The organism is Pseudomonas sp. PGPPP1 (genome assembly GCF_002255865.1).
Taxonomy (GTDB): Bacteria; Pseudomonadota; Gammaproteobacteria; order Pseudomonadales; family Pseudomonadaceae; genus Aquipseudomonas; species Aquipseudomonas cremoris.
On the sequence record NZ_NKIG01000031.1, the window covers coordinates 38,861 to 59,514 of the forward strand.

General features: G+C 61.8%; 19 protein-coding genes. 14 read left to right on the plus strand and 5 right to left on the minus strand.

Annotated elements, in window-relative coordinates:
- The 6 genes from ocd (at nucleotide 1) to CFE47_RS25990 (ending at nucleotide 4,959) form a co-directional block, all read left to right on the plus strand.
- A complete protein-coding gene (ocd, locus tag CFE47_RS25965) occupies nucleotides 1-1,047 on the plus strand; it encodes an ornithine cyclodeaminase (protein WP_286841423.1) in 1,047 nt (348 codons plus the stop codon).
- Nucleotides 1,048-1,293: 246 nt separating this feature from the next.
- Entirely contained in the window at nucleotides 1,294-2,073 is a 780-nt protein-coding gene (locus tag CFE47_RS25970; RefSeq protein WP_185710471.1) for an ABC transporter substrate-binding protein, read from the plus strand.
- A gap of 137 nt (nucleotides 2,074-2,210) precedes the next feature.
- Entirely contained in the window at nucleotides 2,211-2,912 is a 702-nt protein-coding gene (locus CFE47_RS25975) for an ABC transporter permease (RefSeq protein ID WP_185710470.1), read from the plus strand.
- Complete coding sequence (locus CFE47_RS25980) at nucleotides 2,909-3,622, plus strand: ABC transporter permease (protein ID WP_286841425.1); 714 nt, start codon at nucleotides 2,909-2,911, stop codon at nucleotides 3,620-3,622. The genes CFE47_RS25975 and CFE47_RS25980 overlap by 4 nt, the downstream gene beginning before the upstream one ends.
- A 3-nt stretch (nucleotides 3,623-3,625) precedes the next feature.
- Complete coding sequence (locus CFE47_RS25985; protein WP_198913759.1) at nucleotides 3,626-4,456, plus strand: ABC transporter ATP-binding protein; 831 nt, start codon at nucleotides 3,626-3,628, stop codon at nucleotides 4,454-4,456.
- Nucleotides 4,457-4,461: 5 nt separating this feature from the next.
- Nucleotides 4,462-4,959 (plus strand): Lrp/AsnC family transcriptional regulator, encoded by a 498-nt coding sequence (locus CFE47_RS25990; RefSeq protein ID WP_185710468.1) that lies wholly within the window; start codon nucleotides 4,462-4,464, stop codon nucleotides 4,957-4,959.
- Between the two features lie 67 nt (nucleotides 4,960-5,026).
- Here CFE47_RS25990 and CFE47_RS25995 read toward each other — a convergent pair whose 3' ends face one another.
- From CFE47_RS25995 to CFE47_RS26010, 4 genes are all read right to left on the minus strand, one after another.
- Nucleotides 5,027-5,908 carry a TIGR03915 family putative DNA repair protein gene (locus tag CFE47_RS25995; protein WP_286841428.1) on the minus strand — a complete coding sequence of 294 codons (882 nt, stop codon included), beginning with the start codon at nucleotides 5,906-5,908 and terminating at the stop codon, nucleotides 5,027-5,029.
- On the minus strand, nucleotides 5,905-7,125 hold the full coding sequence (locus CFE47_RS26000) for a putative DNA modification/repair radical SAM protein (RefSeq protein WP_286841430.1): 1,221 nt from the start codon (nucleotides 7,123-7,125) through the stop codon (nucleotides 5,905-5,907). Before CFE47_RS26000 ends, CFE47_RS25995 begins: the two co-directional genes overlap by 4 nt.
- A 66-nt stretch (nucleotides 7,126-7,191) precedes the next feature.
- Nucleotides 7,192-8,529, minus strand: coding sequence for a lysine N(6)-hydroxylase/L-ornithine N(5)-oxygenase family protein (locus tag CFE47_RS26005; RefSeq protein ID WP_286841432.1), 1,338 nt, complete (start codon nucleotides 8,527-8,529; stop codon nucleotides 7,192-7,194).
- A gap of 126 nt (nucleotides 8,530-8,655) precedes the next feature.
- Nucleotides 8,656-9,138 (minus strand): sigma-70 family RNA polymerase sigma factor, encoded by a 483-nt coding sequence (locus CFE47_RS26010; protein WP_185710464.1) that lies wholly within the window; start codon nucleotides 9,136-9,138, stop codon nucleotides 8,656-8,658.
- Between the two features lie 259 nt (nucleotides 9,139-9,397).
- Between CFE47_RS26010 and CFE47_RS26015 the strand changes: the two genes are divergently transcribed.
- The 8 genes from CFE47_RS26015 to CFE47_RS26050 all read left to right on the plus strand — a co-directional run bounded on the left by CFE47_RS26015 (nucleotide 9,398) and on the right by CFE47_RS26050 (nucleotide 19,059).
- Nucleotides 9,398-10,570 carry an efflux RND transporter periplasmic adaptor subunit gene (locus CFE47_RS26015; RefSeq protein ID WP_286841434.1) on the plus strand — a complete coding sequence of 391 codons (1,173 nt, stop codon included), beginning with the start codon at nucleotides 9,398-9,400 and terminating at the stop codon, nucleotides 10,568-10,570.
- A 1-nt stretch (nucleotide 10,571) separates the two neighbouring features.
- Nucleotides 10,572-12,542, plus strand: a complete 1,971-nt coding sequence (locus CFE47_RS26020) for a MacB family efflux pump subunit (RefSeq protein ID WP_286841436.1) — start codon at nucleotides 10,572-10,574, stop codon at nucleotides 12,540-12,542.
- A 7-nt stretch (nucleotides 12,543-12,549) separates the two neighbouring features.
- Nucleotides 12,550-13,947: an efflux transporter outer membrane subunit gene (locus CFE47_RS26025; RefSeq protein WP_286841470.1), complete on the plus strand. Its 1,398-nt coding sequence runs from the start codon at nucleotides 12,550-12,552 to the stop codon at nucleotides 13,945-13,947.
- A gap of 139 nt (nucleotides 13,948-14,086) precedes the next feature.
- The gene (locus CFE47_RS26030; protein ID WP_286841438.1) at nucleotides 14,087-15,709 is read left to right on the plus strand and encodes an alpha/beta fold hydrolase; all 1,623 of its coding nucleotides are present in this window, start codon (nucleotides 14,087-14,089) and stop codon (nucleotides 15,707-15,709) included.
- A 102-nt stretch (nucleotides 15,710-15,811) separates the two neighbouring features.
- Entirely contained in the window at nucleotides 15,812-16,300 is a 489-nt protein-coding gene (locus CFE47_RS26035; RefSeq protein WP_286841440.1) for a DUF2846 domain-containing protein, read from the plus strand.
- Nucleotides 16,301-16,305: 5 nt separating this feature from the next.
- Nucleotides 16,306-17,169, plus strand: a complete 864-nt coding sequence (locus tag CFE47_RS26040) for a LysR family transcriptional regulator (protein WP_185710459.1) — start codon at nucleotides 16,306-16,308, stop codon at nucleotides 17,167-17,169.
- Nucleotides 17,170-17,284: 115 nt separating this feature from the next.
- Entirely contained in the window at nucleotides 17,285-17,962 is a 678-nt protein-coding gene (locus CFE47_RS26045; RefSeq protein ID WP_286841442.1) for a sterol desaturase family protein, read from the plus strand.
- Nucleotides 17,959-19,059, plus strand: coding sequence for an SMP-30/gluconolactonase/LRE family protein (locus tag CFE47_RS26050; RefSeq protein WP_286841444.1), 1,101 nt, complete (start codon nucleotides 17,959-17,961; stop codon nucleotides 19,057-19,059). The genes CFE47_RS26045 and CFE47_RS26050 overlap by 4 nt, the downstream gene beginning before the upstream one ends.
- A 108-nt stretch (nucleotides 19,060-19,167) precedes the next feature.
- Here CFE47_RS26050 and CFE47_RS26055 read toward each other — a convergent pair whose 3' ends face one another.
- Complete coding sequence (locus CFE47_RS26055) at nucleotides 19,168-20,619, minus strand: hypothetical protein (protein ID WP_286841446.1); 1,452 nt, start codon at nucleotides 20,617-20,619, stop codon at nucleotides 19,168-19,170.
- Nucleotides 20,620-20,654 lie beyond the last annotated feature (35 nt).

Consider the following 20,654-nt stretch of genomic DNA (forward strand, 5'->3'; position numbering starts at 1 on the left):
ATGACCCGCTATATCGACGTCAACGACCTCAGCTACCTGGTCTCGCAAAAAGGCCTGCAAACCTGCATCACCGAGATGGCCGAGTACATCCGCGCCGACTACCTGCGCTGGCAGGACTTCGAAAAATGCGCCCGCCTGGCCAACCATTCGCCGGATGGCGTGATCGAGTTGATGCCGGTGTCGGACGCCTCGCTGTACGCCTTCAAGTACGTCAACGGCCACCCGAAAAACACCCTGGCCGGCATGCTCACCGTGATGGCCTTCGGTGCCTTGGGCGATGTGGACACTGGCAAGCCGGTGCTGCTGGCAGAAATGACCCTGACCACTGCGATCCGCACTGCCGCCACCTCAGCCCTGGTGGCACGCTACCTGGCCCGCGACAACAGCCGCAGCATGGCGCTGATCGGCAACGGCTCGCAGAGTGAGTTCCAGGCGCTGGCCTTCCACGCCATGCTCGGCATCAATGAAATCCGCCTGTTCGACATCGACGCCAAGGCCACCGCCAAATTGGCGGCCAACCTCAAGGCGTTCCCGGCGATAGAGGTGATCCTGGCCGGCAGCGTGGCCGAAGCGGTGAAAGGTGCGGACATCGTCACCACCGTCACCGCCGACAAGGCCTACGCGACCATCTTGACCGACGAGATGATCGAACCCGGCATGCACCTCAACGCCGTCGGCGGCGACTGCCCGGGCAAGACCGAGCTGGACCGACGCATCGTCGAGCGCGCCCGGGTGATCGTCGAGTACGAACCACAAAGCCGTATTGAAGGTGAAATCCAGCACATGCCGGAAGACTCGCCAGTGACCGAGTTGTGGCGAGTGATCAACGGCCAACAGCCTGGCCGCGAAAACGCCCGCCAAATCACCCTGTTCGACTCGGTGGGCTTCGCCATCGAAGACTACTCGGCCCTGCGCTACGTGCTGGACGTTGCCAAGGCGCTGGACGTGGGCAGCACGCTGGAGCTGGTCCCGGACCTGGCCGACCCCAAAGACCTGTTCGCGCGCCTGGCCCAACAGCCGGTGGCACAGCAGAAAAAGCGCGCCTGAGAACGCTCTGGCCTGCCGCTTTGCGCCACGGGCAGGCCAGATTCCCTCGGATGAAAAGCCGATTCAGCGGGTGCTGCAGCCGATTCCGCTGCATTGCCCGTTTTAACAGCGCAATTTGCGCTTTAGGCGAGGGGTAAACGACACAAAAAACGCACCACCATGAAGCATTCTCTCCCCCCAACAAGAACGAATTGTTTCAACGTTTTTACTGCCCTGACATCAATTACAAAATATAGGGACCACACCATGACTCCATTGCGATCACTCTTCGCTGCGTTGCTGTTGCCACTGTGCGCCACCGCCGTCCACGCCCAGGAATGGAAAGAAATCCGCTTCGGCGTATTCCCCGAATACCCACCCTTTGAGTCCGTCGCCGCCGATGGCAGCCTGCAAGGATTTGATATCGAACTGGGCAACGCCATCTGCGCCAAGCTCGAAGTCAAATGCACTTGGGTGCACAACGAATTCGACGGGATGATCCCAGCCCTGCGCGCGCGCAAGTTCGACGCCATCATGTCGTCCATGGCCGTGACCCCGGCCCGCGAAAAAATCATCGACTTCACCGACCGCTTGTTCTTGAGCCCGACCTCGGTGATTACCCGCAAGAGCGCCGACTTCGGCGACACCCCCGAATCCCTCAAGGGCAAGCAAGTCGGCGTGCTGCAAGGTTCGTTGCAAGAGGCCTATGCCCGTGCGCACCTGGCCAAGCTCGGCGCGCAGATCAAGGCGTACCAGTCCCAGGACCAGAACTACGCCGACCTGCAGAACGGCCGTCTTGACGCGACCCTGACCGACAAGCTCGAAGCCCAGCTCAATTTCCTGTCCAAGCCCGAAGGCGCCGACTTCAAGACCGGCCCGGCCTTCAAGGACCCAACCCTGCCGTTGGACATCGCCATGGGCTTGCGCAAGAACGATCAGGAACTGCGGGCGCTGATCAACAAGGGCATCGCTGCCGTGCAAGCTGACGGTACGTATGCCGAGATCCAGAAGAAGTACTTCGGCGATCAGGACATCTACAACGAGTGATGCCCACGCCTACCCTGTGGGAGCGGGCTTGCTCGCGAAGGCGGTGTGTCAGACACACATCCAGCGACTGACACTCCGTATTCGCGAGCAAGCCCGCTCCCACAGGGGGTTGTCTGCGCTCTTAAGAGAAATCCCCCATGAACGAACTTCTCAACCTGCAAGGCTACGGCCCGATGCTCGCCCAAGGCGCGTGGATGACACTCAAGCTGTCGTTCCTCGCCCTGGCCCTGAGCCTCGCCCTGGGCCTGATCGCCGCCGGTGCCAAGCTTTCCAGCGCCAAATGGCTGCGAGTGCCGGCCACGCTGTACACCACGCTGATCCGCAGCGTGCCAGACCTGGTGCTGATCCTGTTGATCTTCTACAGCCTGCAACTGTGGCTCAACGACCTGAGCGAAGTGTTCGGCTGGGACTACTTTGAAATCGATCCCTTCACCGCCGGGGTGGTCACCCTGGGCTTTATCTACGGCGCGTATTTCACCGAAAACTTTCGTGGTGCGATCCTCAGCGTGCCCGTCGGCCAACTGGAAGCCGCCACTGCCTACGGCCTGAGCCGCTGGCAGCGGTTTCACCTGGTGCTGTTCCCGCAACTGATGCGCTTTGCCCTGCCGGGGTTGGGCAATAACTGGCTGGTGCTGCTCAAGTCCACCGCGCTGGTGTCGATCATCGGCTTGTCGGACCTGGTCAAGGCCGCGCAGAACGCCGGCAAGACCACCAACGAGCCGCTGTATTTCCTGATCATCGCGGGCTTGGTCTATCTGGTGATCACCACCCTCTCCAACCGCATCTTCAAGCGCCTCGAACGGCGCTACAACCTCGGCATCAAGGGGATGGCGCGATGATCGAACTGTTCCAGCAATACGGCCTGGCCTACCTGTTCAGCGATGGGGCGGGCTTGTCCGGCGTGGCCATGACATTGTGGCTGTTCATTATCTCGGTGGTGCTCGGCTTTGTGCTGTCGATTCCGTTGGCACTGGCCCGCGTGTCAGAGCACTTCTGGCTGCGCTGGCCAGTGGAGGTCTACACCTACCTGTTTCGCGGCACGCCGCTGTATATCCAATTGCTGATTTGCTACACCGGGCTGTACAGCCTGGAAGTGGTGCAGGACAACGCGCTGCTCAATCAGTTTTTCCGCAATGCGCTGAACTGCACCCTGCTGGCCTTTGTGCTGAACACCTGCGCGTACACCGTGGAAATCTTCGCCGGGGCGATCCGCAATATTCCCCATGGCGAGATCGAAGCGGCGCGCGCCTACGGCCTGCACGGCTGGCGCTTGAACCTGTTTGTAGTGATACCGGCGGCCTTGCGCCGTGCGTTGCCGGCCTACAGCAATGAAATGATCCTGATGCTGCACGCCACCTCGCTGGCGTTTACCGCCACCGTCGCCGACATCCTCAAGGTGGCCCGCGATGCCAACGCCGAGACGTTCCTGACATTCCAGGCCTTCGGTATCGCCGCGGTGCTCTACATGCTGCTGTCCTTTGCACTGGTGGGCCTGTTCCGACTGGCCGAACGTCGCTGGATGCGTTTTCTTGTTCCTACCCGAGGCTAACCCATGAATCAGTCCGCGCAGGCCCTGGCCGCTTATCCCGTTGATGTCCCCGTTGCCAACACCGCAACCGCGGCCATCAAGCTGCAAGTCGAAGGCATCCACAAACGCTACGGCGAACACGAAGTGCTCAAGGGCGTGTCCGTCAACGCACGCAATGGCGATGTGATCAGCCTGATCGGCGCCAGCGGCTCCGGCAAAAGTACGATGCTGCGCTGCATCAATTTCCTTGAACAACCCGACGCCGGGGTCATCACCCTGGACGGCATCAGCATCGAAATGCAGCAAGGCCGCGCCGGCACCCGCGCACCGCACCAGGACCAACTGCAGAACCTGCGCACGCGCCTGGCCATGGTGTTCCAGCACTTCAACCTGTGGAGCCACATGACCGTGCTGGAAAACATCACCATGGCCCCGCGCCGGGTGCTGGGCGTCAGCGCTGCCGAGGCGGAAAAACGCGCGCGGATGTACCTGGACAAGGTCGGCCTGCCGGGCCGCGTGGCCGATCAGTACCCAGCCTTCTTGTCGGGTGGCCAGCAGCAACGCGTGGCGATTGCCCGCGCGTTGGCCATGGAGCCGGAGATCATCCTGTTCGACGAACCCACCTCAGCGCTCGACCCGGAACTTGTAGGAGAAGTCCTCAAAGTCATACAGACGTTGGCCGAGGAAGGTCGTACCATGCTGATGGTCACCCACGAGATGGGCTTTGCCCGCCAGGTGTCCAGCCAAGTGCTGTTCTTGCACCAGGGCCGGGTCGAGGAACAAGGCGACGCCAAGATCCTCGACCACCCCAACAGCGAGCGCTTGCAGCAATTTCTTTCCAATCGTTTGAAGTGAAACCCATGGATACCAAGGCCAACGGACCCCATTCTTCCCCTGCGCTGGACCGCATCGATGAAGCGATCATCGACGTGTTGCGGCACCAGGGGCGTATCACCTACGAGAAACTTTCGTCGTTGGTGCACCTCACGCCCAGGCCCTGCCTGGAACGGGTGCGCAAGCTGGAGCGACGCGGGGTGATCCGTGGGTACGGTGCGATCATCGATGTGCAGATGGTCTCGCCGGGGTTGTCCTTGCTGGTCTTGGTGGCCTTGTCCAATCAGAGCGGGCGCTCGGCGCAGAAGGCTTTCGAGGCTTGCGTCAAAAACTGCCCGCAGGTGTTCGAGTGCCAGCTCATCAGCGGGCCGTTCGACTACAGCCTGCGCATGCGCTGCCGGGACATGGAGCATTACCGCGTGCTGACGGAGACCTGGTTGAACAATGATGAACTGCACATTGATAAGTTGGTGGCGCACCCGGAGTTGGCTGTGGTGAAAAACACCGCCACCGAGCTGACCTGAAACCCGCTCCCCCAAACACCGAAAAAACCCTGTGGGAGCTGGCTTGCCTGCGATGGCGGTGTCTCAGTCAGCCATGATTTGACTGACCCACCGCCATCGCAGGCAAGCCAGCTCCCACATTGATCGGGTTCGCAATTTTCTTTCCGGGTTTACTGCCAATCAATTTGGCCTGCCCATCCCTCTGCTTGCCCATCCGCGCCTCGCTGATCAACCCCGGGATCAACTTGCCCTCCGGCAAGTTCTTCCAGAATCGGCTAGGCAAATGCCCCTCCATCACCTTGGGGTTCAACCGTGCCGGGTTGAAGATATGGCTGTAGTAGGTCAACCACATCTCACTGTGGGGATCCTCGACATTCTGCGCCAACTGGCGCCACGCCTCGGGGCACTCGCGCTGGTGAATCAACTGTTCGCCGTCGTAATACACCCCGTCCAAGGGCGTGGCGATCATCCAGCGGTGGCGCCCCATGCGCCCGACAAAATGTTGGCTGGCGGATTTCAAGATGTCATGCGCCGGCTCGTGCCACGCCACGTATTCCGGCAACTCGGGGCCCGCCTTGGCCGGCAGCGCGATAAACCGCACAAACGCGTGCAGGTGATGGGCTTCGCGGCTGACTTGCTTGATGCGCCGCTGCAACTCGCTGCCCAACTTGTCCCCCGCCAGCATCGCGGTGCGGTCGCCATGGCTGACGCGCCACAACACTTCATACAGCAGGCTCCAGCGCTGGTCGCCGTGGTAACAGGCGGCGGACTCCAGCAATTCCAGCAGTGCCTTGGGCACCCGTGTCTGAAACGGCCCAAGCCCTTCGGGGATCGGTTCATCCGTGGCAAACAGGTCGGCGGCCTGCTCCTCGCCCCAACTGACTTGGCTGGGATCGACTTGATGGCTGAGCAGCCAACGCGCCTGCTCGCGCCAGGTGCTGAAGAGGTTGGCGCATTCCAGGCCTATCATCCCCACAACCCCATTTGTTGCGGCTGCGGACGGTCGCGCAATTGCTCGCGCAGCAGCACGCTGGTGCTGTCTGCCTGCTGCGGGTGGTAGTCGCTGGTGATGAAAAACGGCTTGGCCTTGGCCAGCACGCAACGCATGCGCGCCAGGTCTTCGAAACGGATCTTGCGCTCGCGGCGCAGGTCCACCAAACGTTGAGTGGTGCGCAGGCCAATCCCCGGAATACGTGCGATCAGCGTGGGTTCGGCGCGGTTCAGGTCCAGCGGGAAGACGTCGCGGTTCTCCAGTGCCCAGGCCAGCTTGGGGTCGATATCCAAAGCCAGGTGACCAGGCCCCTGGAACAGTTCATTGGCGCGGTACCCGTAGCTGCGCAGCAGGAAATCCGCTTGATACAAGCGGTGCTCGCGCATCAGCGGCGGCGCGGCCAGCGGGACGCTTTTGGGGCTGTTGGGAATGGGGCTGAACGCCGAGTAATACACGCGGCGCAACTTGAAGTTGCCGTACAGCGCTTCGGCACCGTGGAGGATGGTGCTGTCGTCGGTGTCGTCGGCGCCGACGATCAGTTGCGTGCTCTGCCCCGCCGGAGCGAAACGCGGCGCGCGCGGTTCGTTGCGTACCGTCTGCTCGCCGGTGTAGATGGTCTGCATGGCCTGCTTGATCGACACGCTGGTTTTTTCCGGCGCCAGGGTTTGCAGACTGGCCTCGGTAGGCAGTTCAAGGTTCACGCTCAAGCGGTCGGCGTAGCGCCCCGCCTCGGCGATCAGCGCCGGGTCGGCATCGGGAATGGTCTTGAGGTGGATGTAACCGCGAAAGTCATGCTCTTCGCGCAGCAGTTTCGCGACCCGCACCAACTGTTCCATGGTGTAGTCGGACGAGCGAATGATGCCGGAACTGAGAAACAGCCCACTGACGCAGTTGCGCCGGTAGAAATCCAGGGTCAGGGTGACCACCTCCTCCGGGCTGAAACGCGCGCGGGGCACGTCGCTGGAGCGGCGGTTGACGCAATATTGGCAGTCGTAGAGGCAGAAGTTGGTGAGCAGCACCTTGAGCAGCGAAACGCAGCGCCCATCCGGCGTGTAGCTATGGCAAATGCCCATGCCATCGGTGGAACCCAGCCCCGCCTTGCCCTCGGAACTGCGCTTGGGTGCGCCACTGCTGGCGCAAGAGGCGTCGTATTTGGCGGCGTCGGCGAGGATGCTGAGTTTTTCGATCAACTGCATGGGGTTCTACCGATACTGGTTTTTTGTACAGTATCAGTCGAAACCCCTTGTCACAAGTACAGCTGATCAGCTGGCGGTGGCCAGCAGCAGGTCTTGTACCGAGCGACCTTTGCCACGGTGACGGTCGTTTTCATACAGCGACGCGGCAATTTCATCGGCGCGAATCGGCAGAATCGACAGCAAGGTGTCGCTCAAACCGTGGCTGGCCTGGCTGAAACCCTGGATGTAGATACCCGCCTTGCAGCGCTCGTCGGTAACGATCCGGTAGTCACGGGCCACTTCAAAGTCACCCATGTAGGTTTCCAGCGGCGCCAGCAGTTCGCGGTGCATCTGGCGCTCGTAACCGGTTGCCAGCACGACCGCATCGTAATGGTTGACGGTGATCTCACCGTTGGCGTTGTTGCGCAAGGTCAGCTCGATACCCAGCGGGCCCGCCACCGCCTTTTCAACCACGGTCATGGTGCAGAACGCGTGGCGGGCGATGCCGGAAACTTTCTGGCGGTAGAAAATCCCGTAGATACGTTCGATCAAGTCCAGATCCACCACCGAATAGTTGGTGTTCTGGTACTCGGCCACGAGGCGCTCGCGCTCGGCACCGACCTGCTGGAACACCAGGTCGGTAAAGGCCGGCGAGAACACTTCGTTGACGAACGGGCTGTCATCGGCAGGCTTGAGCGCCGAACCGCGCAGGATCATGTCGACCTGCACCGACGGGTAGCTGTCGTTCAGGTCGATAAAGGCTTCGGCTGCGCTCTGGCCACCGCCGATGATCGCGATACGCATCGCCTTGCCTTCTACACACGGCTGCTGCGCCATACGGGCCAGGTATTGGGAATGGTGGAACACGCGGCTATCGTCCTTGAGCGCCTTGAAGGCCGCCGGCACGCGCGGCGTCCCGCCGGCGCTGACCACCACCGAACGGGTGGTGCGCACGTGCTGTTCACCCAGCGCGTCACGGGAGATCACGCGCAACGCCTCGACCTGCTGCTGATGCAGGATCGGCTCGATGGCCAGCACTTCCTCGCCATAGCGGCCCTGCCCCTGGAACTGCGCCGCGACCCAACGCAGGTAGTCGTTGTACTCCATGCGGCAGGGGTAAAAGGTACCCAGGTTGATGAAGTCCACCAGGCGGTCGTGGGCTTTGAGGTAGTTGACGAAGGAGTACGGGCTGGTGGGGTTGCGCAGGGTCACCAGGTCCTTGAGGAACGAAATCTGCAATTCGCTCTGGGTGACCAGGGTATTGCCGTGCCAGCGGTAGTCGGCCTGCTTGTCGAGAAACAGCGCGTCCAGTTTGCCCTGGGTTTTCTCTCGTTCCTGCAGGGCGATGGCCAGCGCCAGGTTCGATGGGCCGAAACCGATACCGATGAGGTCGTGAACCGCGGGCGAAGCAATTGCCTGTGTCATTCCAGTGTCCTCTGGATAAGCCCCGTGGCGTTGGGGCGGGAAAACCTTCGAGACCTGAAGGCTGAACAACAGGTCGTGTGTTGATAGGAAACGAGGACAGTGAAATAAAATTTAACTGATCAGCGATCAGTGCGCTTCCCACTCGCGCATGCGCACCCGGCAGTGCTTCATCGCATTAACGATGTGTTTTTCCACGAGGGCGCGAGAAATATTCAGGCGTTCGGCGATTTGCACGTGGGTCAGGCCATCCAGCTTGCGCAGCAAGAAGCTGTCACGGCAATGCGCGGGCAACTCGGCCAAGGCACGCTCCAGCATTTCAAGGCGCTGGTTCTCGTAATGGCTGGCATGGGGCGAGTTCGGGGAAAAACGCTCTTCGGTGTCGAGCACTTCCAGCGGCTCGGACTGGCGCAGGGCATTGCGTCGGTGGCCGTCGATCACCAGGTTCAGTGCGGTGCGGTATAAAAACGCGCGGGGCTGGTCGATGGGAATGTCGCTGGAGCGCTCCAGTATCCGGACGTAAGCGTCATGCACCACATCTTCGGCCACCTGACGGTTGCCCAGCTTGGCGTTAAGGAAACACACCAGCTCGCGATAGTAGTTTTCCAACATGACTCCCGACCGCCTGTGAGGGGCGGCATCAATTCCTTGAGTACTAAAGATGACAGCTCATTGCGTAATGGCAGTTTGAGCTCGTGCAATTTATAGTAATTCTCATCTAGTTTTAAAGAAGTCTTGCGCCAACGGTCGATTTTTTTACGTAAGCGAGCTGTTACACGGTGTGTAACAGCCTAAATCCCCGAGCAATTCTCTCGTTTAACTGTCAGCTCTGCGCAACTGCGCTCCGAACTTTCCTGGCTGGAACCTAAGCATGAAACGCCCTCGCCCTGCCCGACGTGCCCTGCTAGTTGTCGCATGCCTGATCCCCGTCCTCGCCGTTGCCGCCTGGCAAGTATTGCCACCCGGCCGCGACGCCCTGGCTACGGTCACGGTGACCCGCGGCAATATCGAAAACAGCGTCACCGCGCTGGGCACCCTGCAACCCCGTCGTTATGTGGATGTGGGCGCTCAGGCGTCCGGGCAGATCCAGAAGATCCACGTCGAGGCGGGTGACCAGGTCAAGGAAGGCCAGTTGCTGGTGGAAATCGACCCGTCCACGCAGAAAGCCAAACTCGACGCCAGCCGCTACGCCATCGAAAACCTCAAGGCCCAGTTGCAGGAACAAAGGGCCCAGCACGAACTGGCCCGCCAGAAGTACCAGCGCCAGCAGCGTCTGGTGGCAGGCAATGCCACCCGTGAGGAAGACGTGCAAACCGCCAAGGCCGAACTGAGCGCCACCCAGGCGCGGGTCGAGATGTTCCAGGCGCAAATCCTGCAGGCCCAGGCCAGCCTGCGCAGCGATGAAGCGGAGCTGGGCTACACGCGTATTTATGCGCCCATGACCGGCACGGTGGTGGCGGTGGACGCGCGAGTCGGCCAGACCCTCAACGCCCAGCAGCAGACCCCGTTGATCCTGCGTATCGCCAAGCTGTCGCCAATGACCGTATGGGCAGAGGTGTCGGAAGCTGACATCGGGCACGTCAAACCCGGCATGACCGCGTACTTCACCACCTTGAGCGGTGGCAACCGGCGCTGGACCAGCACCGTGCGTCAGATCCTGCCGATCCCGCCCAAGCCCCTCAATGAAACAAGCCAGGGCAGCGGCAGCCCCAGCAGTTCGAGCAAGAGCGGCACCGGTCGCGTGGTGCTGTACACCGTGCTGCTCGACGTGGATAACAGCGACAACGCCTTGATGGCCGAGATGACCACCCAGGTATTTTTCGTCGCGGGTGCCGTCAAGGACGCCCTCACCGCCCCGGTGGCTGCCCTGCTCGGCACCAGCAGTGCCGACAAGCAGATCGCCCGAGTGGTGGCAGAAAACGGCCGTATCGAAGAACGCGAAGTGCGCCTGGGTATCAGCGACCGCCTGCGCGTGCAGGTACTCGACGGTCTCAACGAAGGCGATCACCTGTTGATCGGCCCGGCCGACGGCAACGGGGGTTGAGTTGACCACGCCCCTGATCGAACTCAAGCACATCCGCAAATCCTATGGCGGCGGCGACAGCCCTCAGGTCGACGTGTTGCGCGGCATCGACCTGTCGATCCATGCCGGGGAATTCGTCGCCATCGTGGGCGCCTCCGGCTCCGGCAAGTCGACCTTGATGAATATCCTCGGCTGCCTCGACCGCCCCTCCGAGGGCGACTACCTGTTCGCCGGGGAAAACGTCGCCCACCTCGACAGTGACGCACTGGCCTGGTTGCGCCGCGAAGCCTTCGGCTTTGTGTTCCAGGGCTATCACCTGATCCCTTCGGGCTCGGCCCAGGAAAACGTCGAGATGCCGGCGATCTATGCCGGTATCAGCGCCGCCGAGCGCCATGCCCGCGCCAAAGCCCTGCTCACCCGCCTGGGCCTGGCCGAGCGCACCGGCAACCGTCCGCACCAGTTGTCCGGTGGCCAACAGCAGCGGGTCTCGATTGCCCGGGCCTTGATGAACGGCGGGCATATCATCCTCGCCGACGAACCCACCGGCGCCCTCGACAGCCACAGCGGCAAAGAGGTCATGGCCCTGCTGGACGAATTGGCCAGCCAGGGCCACGTGGTGATTCTGATCACCCACGACCGTGAAGTGGCGGCACGCGCCAACCGCATCATCGAGATTCGCGATGGCCTGATCATCAGCGACTCGGCCGATACCAGCGAGCCAGCGCCCACCGCCAATGCCGGTGCGCTGCAAGCCGTTGACCTGCGCCAGCGCCTGGCCGATGGCGCCGAGCACAACGGCGCCTGGAAGGCTGAACTGGTGGACGCGGTGCATGCCGCCTGGCGGGTGATGTGGATCAACCGTTTTCGCACGGCGCTGACGCTGCTGGGGATCATCATCGGCGTGGCGTCGGTGGTGGTAATGCTGGCCGTCGGCGAAGGCAGCAAGCGCCAGGTGATGGCGCAGATGGGCGCATTCGGCTCGAACATCCTCTATTTGAGCGGCTCCTCGCCCAACCCGCGCACGCCGTTGGGGGTGGTCACCCTCAATGACGTCGCGGCGCTGGCGGCGTTGCCCCAGGTCAAGCGCATCATGCCGGTCAATGGCAGCAAGGCGGGTGTGCGTTACGGCAACGTCGACTACATGGCCTATGTCGGCGGCAACGACACCAATTTCCCGGATATCTTCAATTGGCCGGTGGTCGAGGGCAGCTATTTCACCCCCGCTGACGAACGTACCGGCGCCACCGTCGCGGTGATCGGGCATCGCATCCGCGAGAAGCTGTTCAAGGGCCAGGTCAACCCGATCGGCCAATACATCCTGATCGAGAACGTGCCGTTCCAGGTGATCGGCGTGCTGGCGGAAAAAGGCGCCGCCTCCGGTGACAAGGACAGCGACGACCGTATCGCCATCCCCTACACCGCCGCCAGCGTGCGCCTGTTCGGCAGCTACGACCCTGAATACGTGGTGATCGCCGCCGCCGACGCACGCAAGGTGCACGAGGCCGAAGTGGCCATCGACCAGTTGATGCAGAAGCTGCACAACGGCAAGCGCGACTACGAGTTGACCAACAACGCGGCGATGATCCAGGCCGAAGCCCATACGCAAAACACCCTGTCGCTGATGCTCGGCGCGATTGCCGCAATCTCGCTGCTGGTAGGCGGTATCGGGGTGATGAACATCATGTTGATGACCGTGCGCGAGCGCACCCGTGAAATCGGCATCCGCATGGCCACCGGCGCACGCCAGCGCGACATTTTGCGCCAGTTCCTCACCGAAGCAGTGATGCTCTCGGTGGTCGGCGGCCTGTGCGGTATCGCCCTGGCCCTGCTGGTCGGCGGCGTACTGGTGCTGGCTAAAGTGGCGGTGCAGTTCTCTCTGGTGGCGGTGCTGGGTGCGTTTGGTTGCGCGCTGGTCACCGGCGTCGTATTCGGCTTCATGCCGGCCCGTAAAGCTGCCCGGCTCGATCCGGTTAAGGCGTTGACCAGTGAATAAACGATCCATGCCCTCGCACCTGTCCGTCCTCAGCCTGTGCCTGTTACTGAACGCCTGCACCGGCAATCCGCCCGCCATCGACAGCGGCATTGCCCCACCGGCCGCCTGGCAATTTGCCGAGCGGGACGCGGCCCAGGTCACCAACCAGCAGTGGTGGACGCAATTTGGCAGCCCGCAACTCAACCGCCTGGTCGAACAGGCGCGGCGCGACAGTTTCGACGTGGCCGCCGCCACGGCCCGTGTACGCCAGGCCCAGGCCAGCGCGGTGATTGCTGGCGCGCCGTTGTTGCCTGAGGTGAAGTTCAACCTCGCCGCCAGCCGCCAGCGACTGCTGCGCGGCAGTGGCAATTCGGACCTGGACGCCACAGAGAGCAACAACACCGTCAACAGCTATGACGCCAATTTCACCGCCAGCTACGAAGTGGATTTCTGGGGTGGCCGCGCCGCCGCCCGCGACAGCGCGGTACAGAGCCTGCGCGCCAGCCAGTTTGACCAGGCCACCGTGGAGCTGACGCTGCTCAGCAACGTCGCCGACCGCTACGCGCAAACCCTCGCCGCACGCCAGCGCCAGCAGATCGCCGAGTTGAACCTGGCCAATGCACGCAATGTGCTGGGGCTGGTGCAAACCCGCTACGACGCAGGTTCCGCCACCGCCCTGGAACTGGCCCAGCAGAAAAGCCTGGTGGCCAGCCAGCAGCGGCAACTGCCGTTGATCCAGCAACTGGCGGAAGAGTCCCAGATCACCCTCGCCGCCCTGCTCGGCCAGCCGGTGCAAGCAGTAGACATGGGCGTCGAGCCGTTCCAGGCGCTGACCTGGCCGAGCATTGGCGTCGGCGTACCCAGCCAGCTGTTGAGCCAGCGCCCGGATATCGCCCAGGCCGAGGCACAACTGGCGGCGGCCAGTGCCGATGTCACAGTGGCGCGCGCCGCCATGCTGCCCACCCTGACCCTTGGCGCCACCGTCGGCTCTGGCGCCTATAAGGCCAATGAGATCCTGCGCAGCCCGTTCTACACCTTGACCTCCGGCCTGGTAGCACCGATTTTCAACAACGGGCGTTTAAGCGCCGAACGTGACAAGGCCCGTGCACGCCAAGATGAGCTGCTACACACCTATCGCGGCGCGATCATCAACGGCTTTGCCGATGTGGAAAAATCCCTCAGCCGAATCACGCGTCTCGACCAGCAACGCCAGTGGCAAAGTGAAGAGCTACAGCAGGCGCAGACCGCGTTCCAGATCGCCGAAAGCCGTTACCAGGCGGGTGCCGAAGACTTGCTCACGGTGCTGGAAACCCAACGCACCCTGTACACGGCCCAAGACTTGAACGTGCAGTTGCGGCTGTCACGCCTGCAGGCCAGTATCGCGCTGTACAAAGCATTAGGAGGCGGCTGGAAAACCGATATCTGATAAACAAAAGTCGCATTTCGTACACGCCCCGTCTGGTCCTCCTACATTCTTCCCCCAGCGGTCCTTGGTAAAAAAGTCGCCTCGAACAGGAAGCCACAGCAGTGGCTTCTTTTTCCCACGCGACTGACCAGGATTGCAGATGAAATCCCGTCCAACGGCAAGCGCCGTGCCCTTGCGATACCTGCTGATGTTGGCCGCCCTGGCCCCCGTCATCGGCCACGCCGAAACACCACCGCCGCCTTTAGGCATCGAGTGGTTCCTCGATTGCCCGCAACCCGAACTTGAACGGCTCGACCCCGAGGTTATCGAACGCACCCAATGCGGCATCGTCACCGCGCCCCTCGACCACGCCGCGCCGGAGCGCGGCAGCATCAGCTTCGACATCACCCGCGTAGGTGCCCGGCAGCCCCTGTCACGCCAGGGCGCACTGTTCACCAACCCCGGCGGCCCCGGCCTCGACGCCGGCGGCGCGTTCGCCGTGCATTTGGCCACCGTGTGGAAACATTACGCCCGGCAACCCGAATGGGGAGGAACGTACCGCACGCTGGCCGACACCTTTGACGTGGTTGAAGTGACCCCACGCGGACTCGGCAGCGTGCCCGGGTCGCGCCTCGAATGCCGCTCCGACGATGTGATCGTGCCGCAACATGACGCCAGCGAAGATCGCAGCGAAGCCAACCTGCTCGCCATTCGTGACAACGCCCGCCTGATCGCCCAAGCCTGCGCCAGCCATCCGCTGACGCCCTACATCACCACTGAACAAACCGCACGTGACCTGGAGTTTGTGCGCAGGCAACTGGGCGAGTTGCAGTTCAATTACCTTGGCAATGCCTACGGCACCTGGCTCGGCGCCTGGTACGGCGGCCTGTTCCCGGCCCATGTAGGGCGCATGGTGCTGGACTCGAATATCAATTGGACGTCGACCTTCGAACACGCCAGCTTCATCGTGGCGGGCGAAAAAGAGAAGATCTTTGACCGCTTCGTCGCCCACCCCGCCGCCCTTGACCCTGGCGTATATCACCTGGGTGACAGCCCGGTCGCCGTGCGCCAGGTGTTCATGACGCTGCTGCCCAGCGTGCGCACGGCGCTGCGTTCGAACAATCGCTACTACAGCGACCCTGCCGGCTTGATGGGTGCACAAATACTCAGTCGCTGGCTCAGCGAAACGCCCCACAGCGATGACCTGGCACTGGAGGCGCGAGCCCGCGCCCATCAATTCAGCCCGAACCCGGCGATCGAGGAACGCGCCAAGCTGATGTTCAGCTTGCTGTTGCAACGTGTTCGCGAACCGTTGCAGGCCAGAATGCCGAAGCCCGGCCCCTTACAGATGTCGGCTGCCGACTCGGTCAGGACCGCCATCCTGTGCAACGACTCGGTCTACTCCAGCGAAGCGACATGGCAACGCAAGGAGGCCGAGTCCCTCGCCAGCCATCCCGTCGCCGGCAGCGCCCTGGAGGCCCGCCAGTGCACTACTTGGCCGCGAAAAAACGCCAGACCGCTGCCGCACAAGGAACTGGCCAGGCTCGACAGTTTGCTGATGATCCAGGCCGAGTTCGACGACCTGGCCCCCTCCACCGGTGCAGCGTGGGCCTTCGAACGCACCTTCCCGGCCAGTCGCGTCCAACTCAAGGACGCCTATGCCCATGGTGTTTCGTTCAGCGGGGTGAGTGCCTGCGTCAACCAATGGGTGGGGGACTACCTCGCGCATGGCACCCGACCGCCGCGTTCTACTGTGTGCAGTGATGCCCAGGCCATGCAATGACGCAGCGCTGCGCCTTGCGCCGAGTCGGTGCTATCCTCGCGGCCTCATTGTTTCCAGAGATGTTTCGCAATGCCGAGAACCCACACATGGATAGGTCTTTTCTTGGCGCTGGCCTGTTTGCAAGGTTGCGCTCATACCGACCCACTCGCCGGCCAGCCGTTTTTTACCGAGCCCGTCCACACCGCCCCTGATACTGCCACGGTCTACTTCGTGCGCCAGTATCGCCAATTGAGCCCGCAGTTCATCACCGAAGTGCATGTCGATGGCAAAAGCCTGGGCGGCCTGCCCACCGGCGGTTACTTCAAGGTCGACTTGCCGGCGGGCGTGCACCGCGTACGCTCAAACAAGACATCGATCCTCACCGACGAAGCCACTCGGGAGTTCGATCTCACCGTGGCCGCTGGCAAAAACTACTTCGTGGTGGACCAAGACCTGTGGAGCGAGCCGAAAGACGGCTTGACCCTGGGCGAAATGAGCAACGATATCTACCGCGGTTCCAGGCACTATTTCCGCTGGGCCCTCTTGCCCGAAGACGCCGTGGTGCCATACATGCCCAAATACCGCCTGGCCAAACCTGCTGACGCGAAGTAGCAACCATGGACATCGAACTGGCACGCACCTTCCTGGAAATCACCCGCTGCGGCAGCCTGGCTGCGGCAGCCGAGAAACTGCACGTTACCCAGACTGCCATCACCGCCCGCGTCAAAAGCCTGGAAAGCCAGTTGGGCAGCACGCTGTTTGTGCGCAACCGCGCCGGCGCCCGACTCACTGCCGATGGCGAGGCGTTCGTGGTGTACGCCAACCAGTTGCTGCAAACCTGGGAAGCAGCGAAACGCGACCTGCCATTGCCCGATGGCTATCGCAATGTGTTGCACATCGGCGGCGAGGTCAGCCTGTGCAACCCGCTGATGCTCGGTTGGGCCCAGGCCCTGCGCGAACATATCCCCGGCCATGCGCTGCGTACCGAAGTACGCGAAGGTGACTACTTGTTGCGCCAACTGGAGCTGGGCGTGCTCGACGCCGCACTGGTGTTCCAGCCGCAATACTGGCCGGGGCTGCAGGTGGAACAGGTGCTGGAAGAAAAGCTGATCCTGGTACAACTGGTGAGCAAGCCTGAGCCGTACGTGTACATCGACTGGGGCCAAGGCTTTCGCCAGCAACACGACACCGCCCTGCCCGACAAGGCGCGCGCCGCGTTGAGTTTCAACCTTGGGCCGTTGGCCTTGCAGTACATCCTGGAGAACGGCGGCGCGGGGTATTTCCGTACGCGTGTGGTGCAGAGCTACCTGGACAGCGGCGTGATGCAGCGTGTGCCCAAGGCGCCAGAGTTCAACTTCCCCACTTACCTGGTGTATTCGCGGGCACGGGATTCGGCGGTGTTGCAGCACGCGCTAGAGTTGCTGCGCGGTGTGGTCAAGGCCGAAAGCGATTGGTCGCAGCGCTGGGACCCGCTGATTTAGGCCCCAGCTCGCTCACTACAAAAGGTGGCCGCGATGGGCACCAGGACAAAAACTCGCACTTTTCCCGCCACCAACTAAGCTCTGCCTCCAATAAAAAATTGTCGAGCAGCCTGCAATGCAACATCCCACCGAGGCTTTCCGCGAGCGTTACCGTGCCAACGTTCACCCACGCTACAACCCCTGGCTCCACGCCGGTTTCGTACTCGCCTATGGGGTTGCCTGCATTGCCGTGGCCTGGTCTTCCACCGCACACATCAGCGCCCTGCAATGGCTGACCGTGCCCCTGACCCTCGTGTTCTTCAACCTCTGCATCTACCTCGTGCACCGTCACCTCGGCCACCACAAACACGCCATTGGCCGGCTGTTTTATGCGCGCCACACCGGCGACCATCACAGTTTCTTCACCCCCGGCCACATGACCTACGACAGCCCCCGCGATTGGCGGGTGATCCTGTTTCCTGCCTGGCTGATCGTGCTGCACAGCCTGGCGATCACCCTGCCCGCCTGGTGGCTCCTCAAGCAATTGAGCCCCAACGTCGCCGGACTGTTTGCCGGGTGCATGATCCTCGGCTACCTGCTCTACGAAGTGTTCCACGCGTGCGAGCATCTGCCCGCCGAGCACCCCGTGGCACGCCTGCCGTGGCTGCGCCAGATGCACCGGCTGCACGCCTTGCATCACCGCCGTGAGCTGATGCAGGGGCGCAATTTCAACATCGTCCTTCCCTTGATGGATTACCTGTTCGGCACCCTGCACTGGGAGCCGGGCACCCACGACAAACAGGAATCGTCATGAGTACCCGTCCCAAAAAACTGCGTCATCTGCTGTTCGTGCTGTTTCTTGCGCTGATCGCCTTTTTGCTGTTGATGCCCACCAAGGTGCAACCGGTGAACTGGGCACCGCCCAAGGCGCCGTCGATGAAGGACGGGCTCTTTGCTGAAAACCAGCGGCTCAACGCCGTGCAGAAAATTGGCGCCCAAGGCATCGACGGGCCCGAAGCCTTGGTGTTGGACGCCCAGGGCTACCTGGTCAGCGGCCTGCATGACGGGCGCATCATCCGTACCTCCCCCGACAGCCACGCCCTCGAGGTATTGGCCAATACCGGAGGGCGCCCGTTGGGCCTGGCGCTGCACCCGGATGGGCGCCTGATCATTGCCGACGGCATCAAGGGCCTGCTGGTACTGGATGGCAATCGCCAGCTCACCGTCTTGAGCACCAGTGCCAACAACGTTCCGTTCGGCTTTACCGACGATGTGACCGTGGACGCCAGCGGGCGTTATGCGTACTTCAGTGATGCATCGAGCCGCTGGGGCTATGGGCAGGACGGGGAAGCGGTGATCGAACATGGCGGGGACGGTCGGCTGTTGCGTTATGACTTCAGCACAGGCACCACCGAGGTGCTGCTGGATCAGTTGCAGTTCGCCAACGGCGTGGCCCTGGGCCCGGATGAACACTATGTGCTGGTAAATGAAACCGGCGCCTATCGCATCAGCCGTTATTGGCTCAAAGGCGAACGTGCCGGCAGCCACGACCTGTTTATCGACAACCTGCCCGGCCTGCCGGACAACCTCAGTTTCAATGGCAAGGACCGCTTCTGGGTGGCGCTGTATTCACCGCGCAATCCGCTGCTGGATGGTTTTGCCGGTTACCCGTTGCTGCGCAAGGTCATGGTGCGGGCACTGATGGTGGTGCCCAAGCCCATCGAGCGCAAAGCCTTTGTGCTGGGGCTGGATACCGATGGCAACGTCATCGCCAATTTGCAGGACGGCAGCGCGGGCAATTACTCGCCCATCACCACCGCCCGGGAATATGGCGACTGGCTGTACCTGGGCTCGCTGAAGAGCACGAGCATGGCGCGCTTGCCGCTCAAGCTGGCATTGGCGACCGAATAAGGGCGAATCGAAACCGGCGAGTCATCCCCAGCGCAAGTCGGTGACTACACCCATAACGAGAAAAGGGCCGCCCGAATGGGCGGCCCTTTGCTTACTCACGTAAAACGATCAGCGCACGATACGCTGGCTGCAAATATGACCCAGGCTCACGTACTGCGAGATATTGCCGCCTACGCCCACACCAGGGAACTCTTTGAGTTCGATGCGCCAGCCACCCATGTTGAACCAGGTGTCCCAGTTATACGTCTGGCCTGAAGCACTATCGGGATACACCACATGGAGGTCGCCCGAGCAAGTGCCCAGATCGACATTACCGGACGCCGCACCGGTGATACCGGTCTTGGCCTCGTAGTCGATCCAGTGGTAGTTGATGGTGTTATCGAAACGCTTGTCCACCTTGAGCACCGGCGTGATTCCGCGCAGCGGCGCGCCGGTGCTGTCTGACCATTGGGTACTCCAACTCAGGCTACGGGACGCCTGGGTGGCCAATTGCATGATCGAACTGGGGATACGCACCACGTTGTCACCGTTCACATTGTTCTGGTTCAAGCGTGGCGCCGAGCCCAGCGTCAACTTGTATTGCGCCTGTGGATTCAACGCCACCGCCGGGTTGGCCCGTACACGCACCTTGACGGTGTAGCCCGGCGTCAGGTTCGGATAGGTCGAGGTGTTGTCTTTAAGAATCTCGACCCATTTGTTGCCGTCAAACCGTTCGAAGATCCATTGATTTCGCGTACCCGCACCGTCATCCCCAAGGAACATGCCCACACCCTGGCCACGCACCGAAGTGAAGTCGAAGTAATCGACATCGTTGATGCTGTCGAGGTTTCCGGTCACCTGGTTCAACGCGTCCGGCAAGGCAAACGCTGTTTGCGGGGTATCGTTGGGTTCGTAGGCATCGATATTGCTGTCCACGGCTACGCCAAAGTCGAACTGCGAGTTGCTGGCGTTGTTGGCCACCATGAACCAGTAATATTCACCGGCCGGCAGCACGCCGTTGAGGTACTCATCGGCATTACCGGCAGCGTCCGAGGTGCCCAATGGCGTGAGGTTACCCTGACCGTCATCTTGGAACAGCGTCAAGGACATATCGGTACCGACGCTCTGGTTCAACAGTTGTACCTGGATCCGTGAGTTTTTCGGCAGGTGGAAGTGATAGGCGATTTGCGCGCCCGTCTCTACCCCGGTGAGGGTGTACAGCGTGTTGATATCCAGGGTTGGAAACAGCGGGGTAAACGCAGCAACCGCTGCATTTTTCAACTGCGCCTGGTTGGGTTTATCCAGTTCGCCGACGTGGGCATCAACAGGTTCGCTGCTGGCTGGCGCCTTGCTCACTACAGCCTGGGACTTGCCAGCCTTGGCCGCCTTGATCTTTTGCTTAAGCGCGTCAGACAGCGTGGAAACTTGCACCGCACCGCCGGATTTGAGCGCCTTGTCCACGGCTTGCCTGACCGTTTCGGCACTGAGTTTATAAGGAGGTTGCTCGGCCAGGGCGAAGGCCGAAACGAAGCAGGAGGCCGCCATGGCCGCGCCCAGCATAAAGGCTTTTTTCGATTTCATTTTTTATCCATCCATAGTTAAAAAGTGAAGCTCAG

What these genes read in the sequence shown, in the direction of transcription:
- CFE47_RS26010 (WP_185710464.1), bottom strand. Translation starts at nt 9,138, where the DNA reads ATGTTGGAAAACTACTATCGCGAGCTGGTGTGTTTCCTTAACGCCAAG.
- ocd (WP_286841423.1), top strand. Translation starts at nt 1, where the DNA reads ATGACCCGCTATATCGACGTCAACGACCTCAGCTACCTGGTCTCGCAA.
- CFE47_RS26000 (WP_286841430.1), bottom strand. Translation starts at nt 7,125, where the DNA reads ATGCAGTTGATCGAAAAACTCAGCATCCTCGCCGACGCCGCCAAATAC.
- CFE47_RS26030 (WP_286841438.1), top strand. Translation starts at nt 14,087, where the DNA reads ATGAAATCCCGTCCAACGGCAAGCGCCGTGCCCTTGCGATACCTGCTG.
- CFE47_RS25990 (WP_185710468.1), top strand. Translation starts at nt 4,462, where the DNA reads ATGGATACCAAGGCCAACGGACCCCATTCTTCCCCTGCGCTGGACCGC.
- CFE47_RS25975 (WP_185710470.1), top strand. Translation starts at nt 2,211, where the DNA reads ATGAACGAACTTCTCAACCTGCAAGGCTACGGCCCGATGCTCGCCCAA.
- CFE47_RS26025 (WP_286841470.1), top strand. Translation starts at nt 12,550, where the DNA reads ATGCCCTCGCACCTGTCCGTCCTCAGCCTGTGCCTGTTACTGAACGCC.
- CFE47_RS26005 (WP_286841432.1), bottom strand. Translation starts at nt 8,529, where the DNA reads ATGACACAGGCAATTGCTTCGCCCGCGGTTCACGACCTCATCGGTATC.
- CFE47_RS25970 (WP_185710471.1), top strand. Translation starts at nt 1,294, where the DNA reads ATGACTCCATTGCGATCACTCTTCGCTGCGTTGCTGTTGCCACTGTGC.
- CFE47_RS26040 (WP_185710459.1), top strand. Translation starts at nt 16,306, where the DNA reads ATGGACATCGAACTGGCACGCACCTTCCTGGAAATCACCCGCTGCGGC.
- CFE47_RS26055 (WP_286841446.1), bottom strand. Translation starts at nt 20,619, where the DNA reads ATGAAATCGAAAAAAGCCTTTATGCTGGGCGCGGCCATGGCGGCCTCC.
- CFE47_RS25995 (WP_286841428.1), bottom strand. Translation starts at nt 5,908, where the DNA reads ATGATAGGCCTGGAATGCGCCAACCTCTTCAGCACCTGGCGCGAGCAG.
- CFE47_RS25980 (WP_286841425.1), top strand. Translation starts at nt 2,909, where the DNA reads ATGATCGAACTGTTCCAGCAATACGGCCTGGCCTACCTGTTCAGCGAT.
- CFE47_RS26045 (WP_286841442.1), top strand. Translation starts at nt 17,285, where the DNA reads ATGCAACATCCCACCGAGGCTTTCCGCGAGCGTTACCGTGCCAACGTT.
- CFE47_RS26015 (WP_286841434.1), top strand. Translation starts at nt 9,398, where the DNA reads ATGAAACGCCCTCGCCCTGCCCGACGTGCCCTGCTAGTTGTCGCATGC.
- CFE47_RS26050 (WP_286841444.1), top strand. Translation starts at nt 17,959, where the DNA reads ATGAGTACCCGTCCCAAAAAACTGCGTCATCTGCTGTTCGTGCTGTTT.
- CFE47_RS25985 (WP_198913759.1), top strand. Translation starts at nt 3,626, where the DNA reads ATGAATCAGTCCGCGCAGGCCCTGGCCGCTTATCCCGTTGATGTCCCC.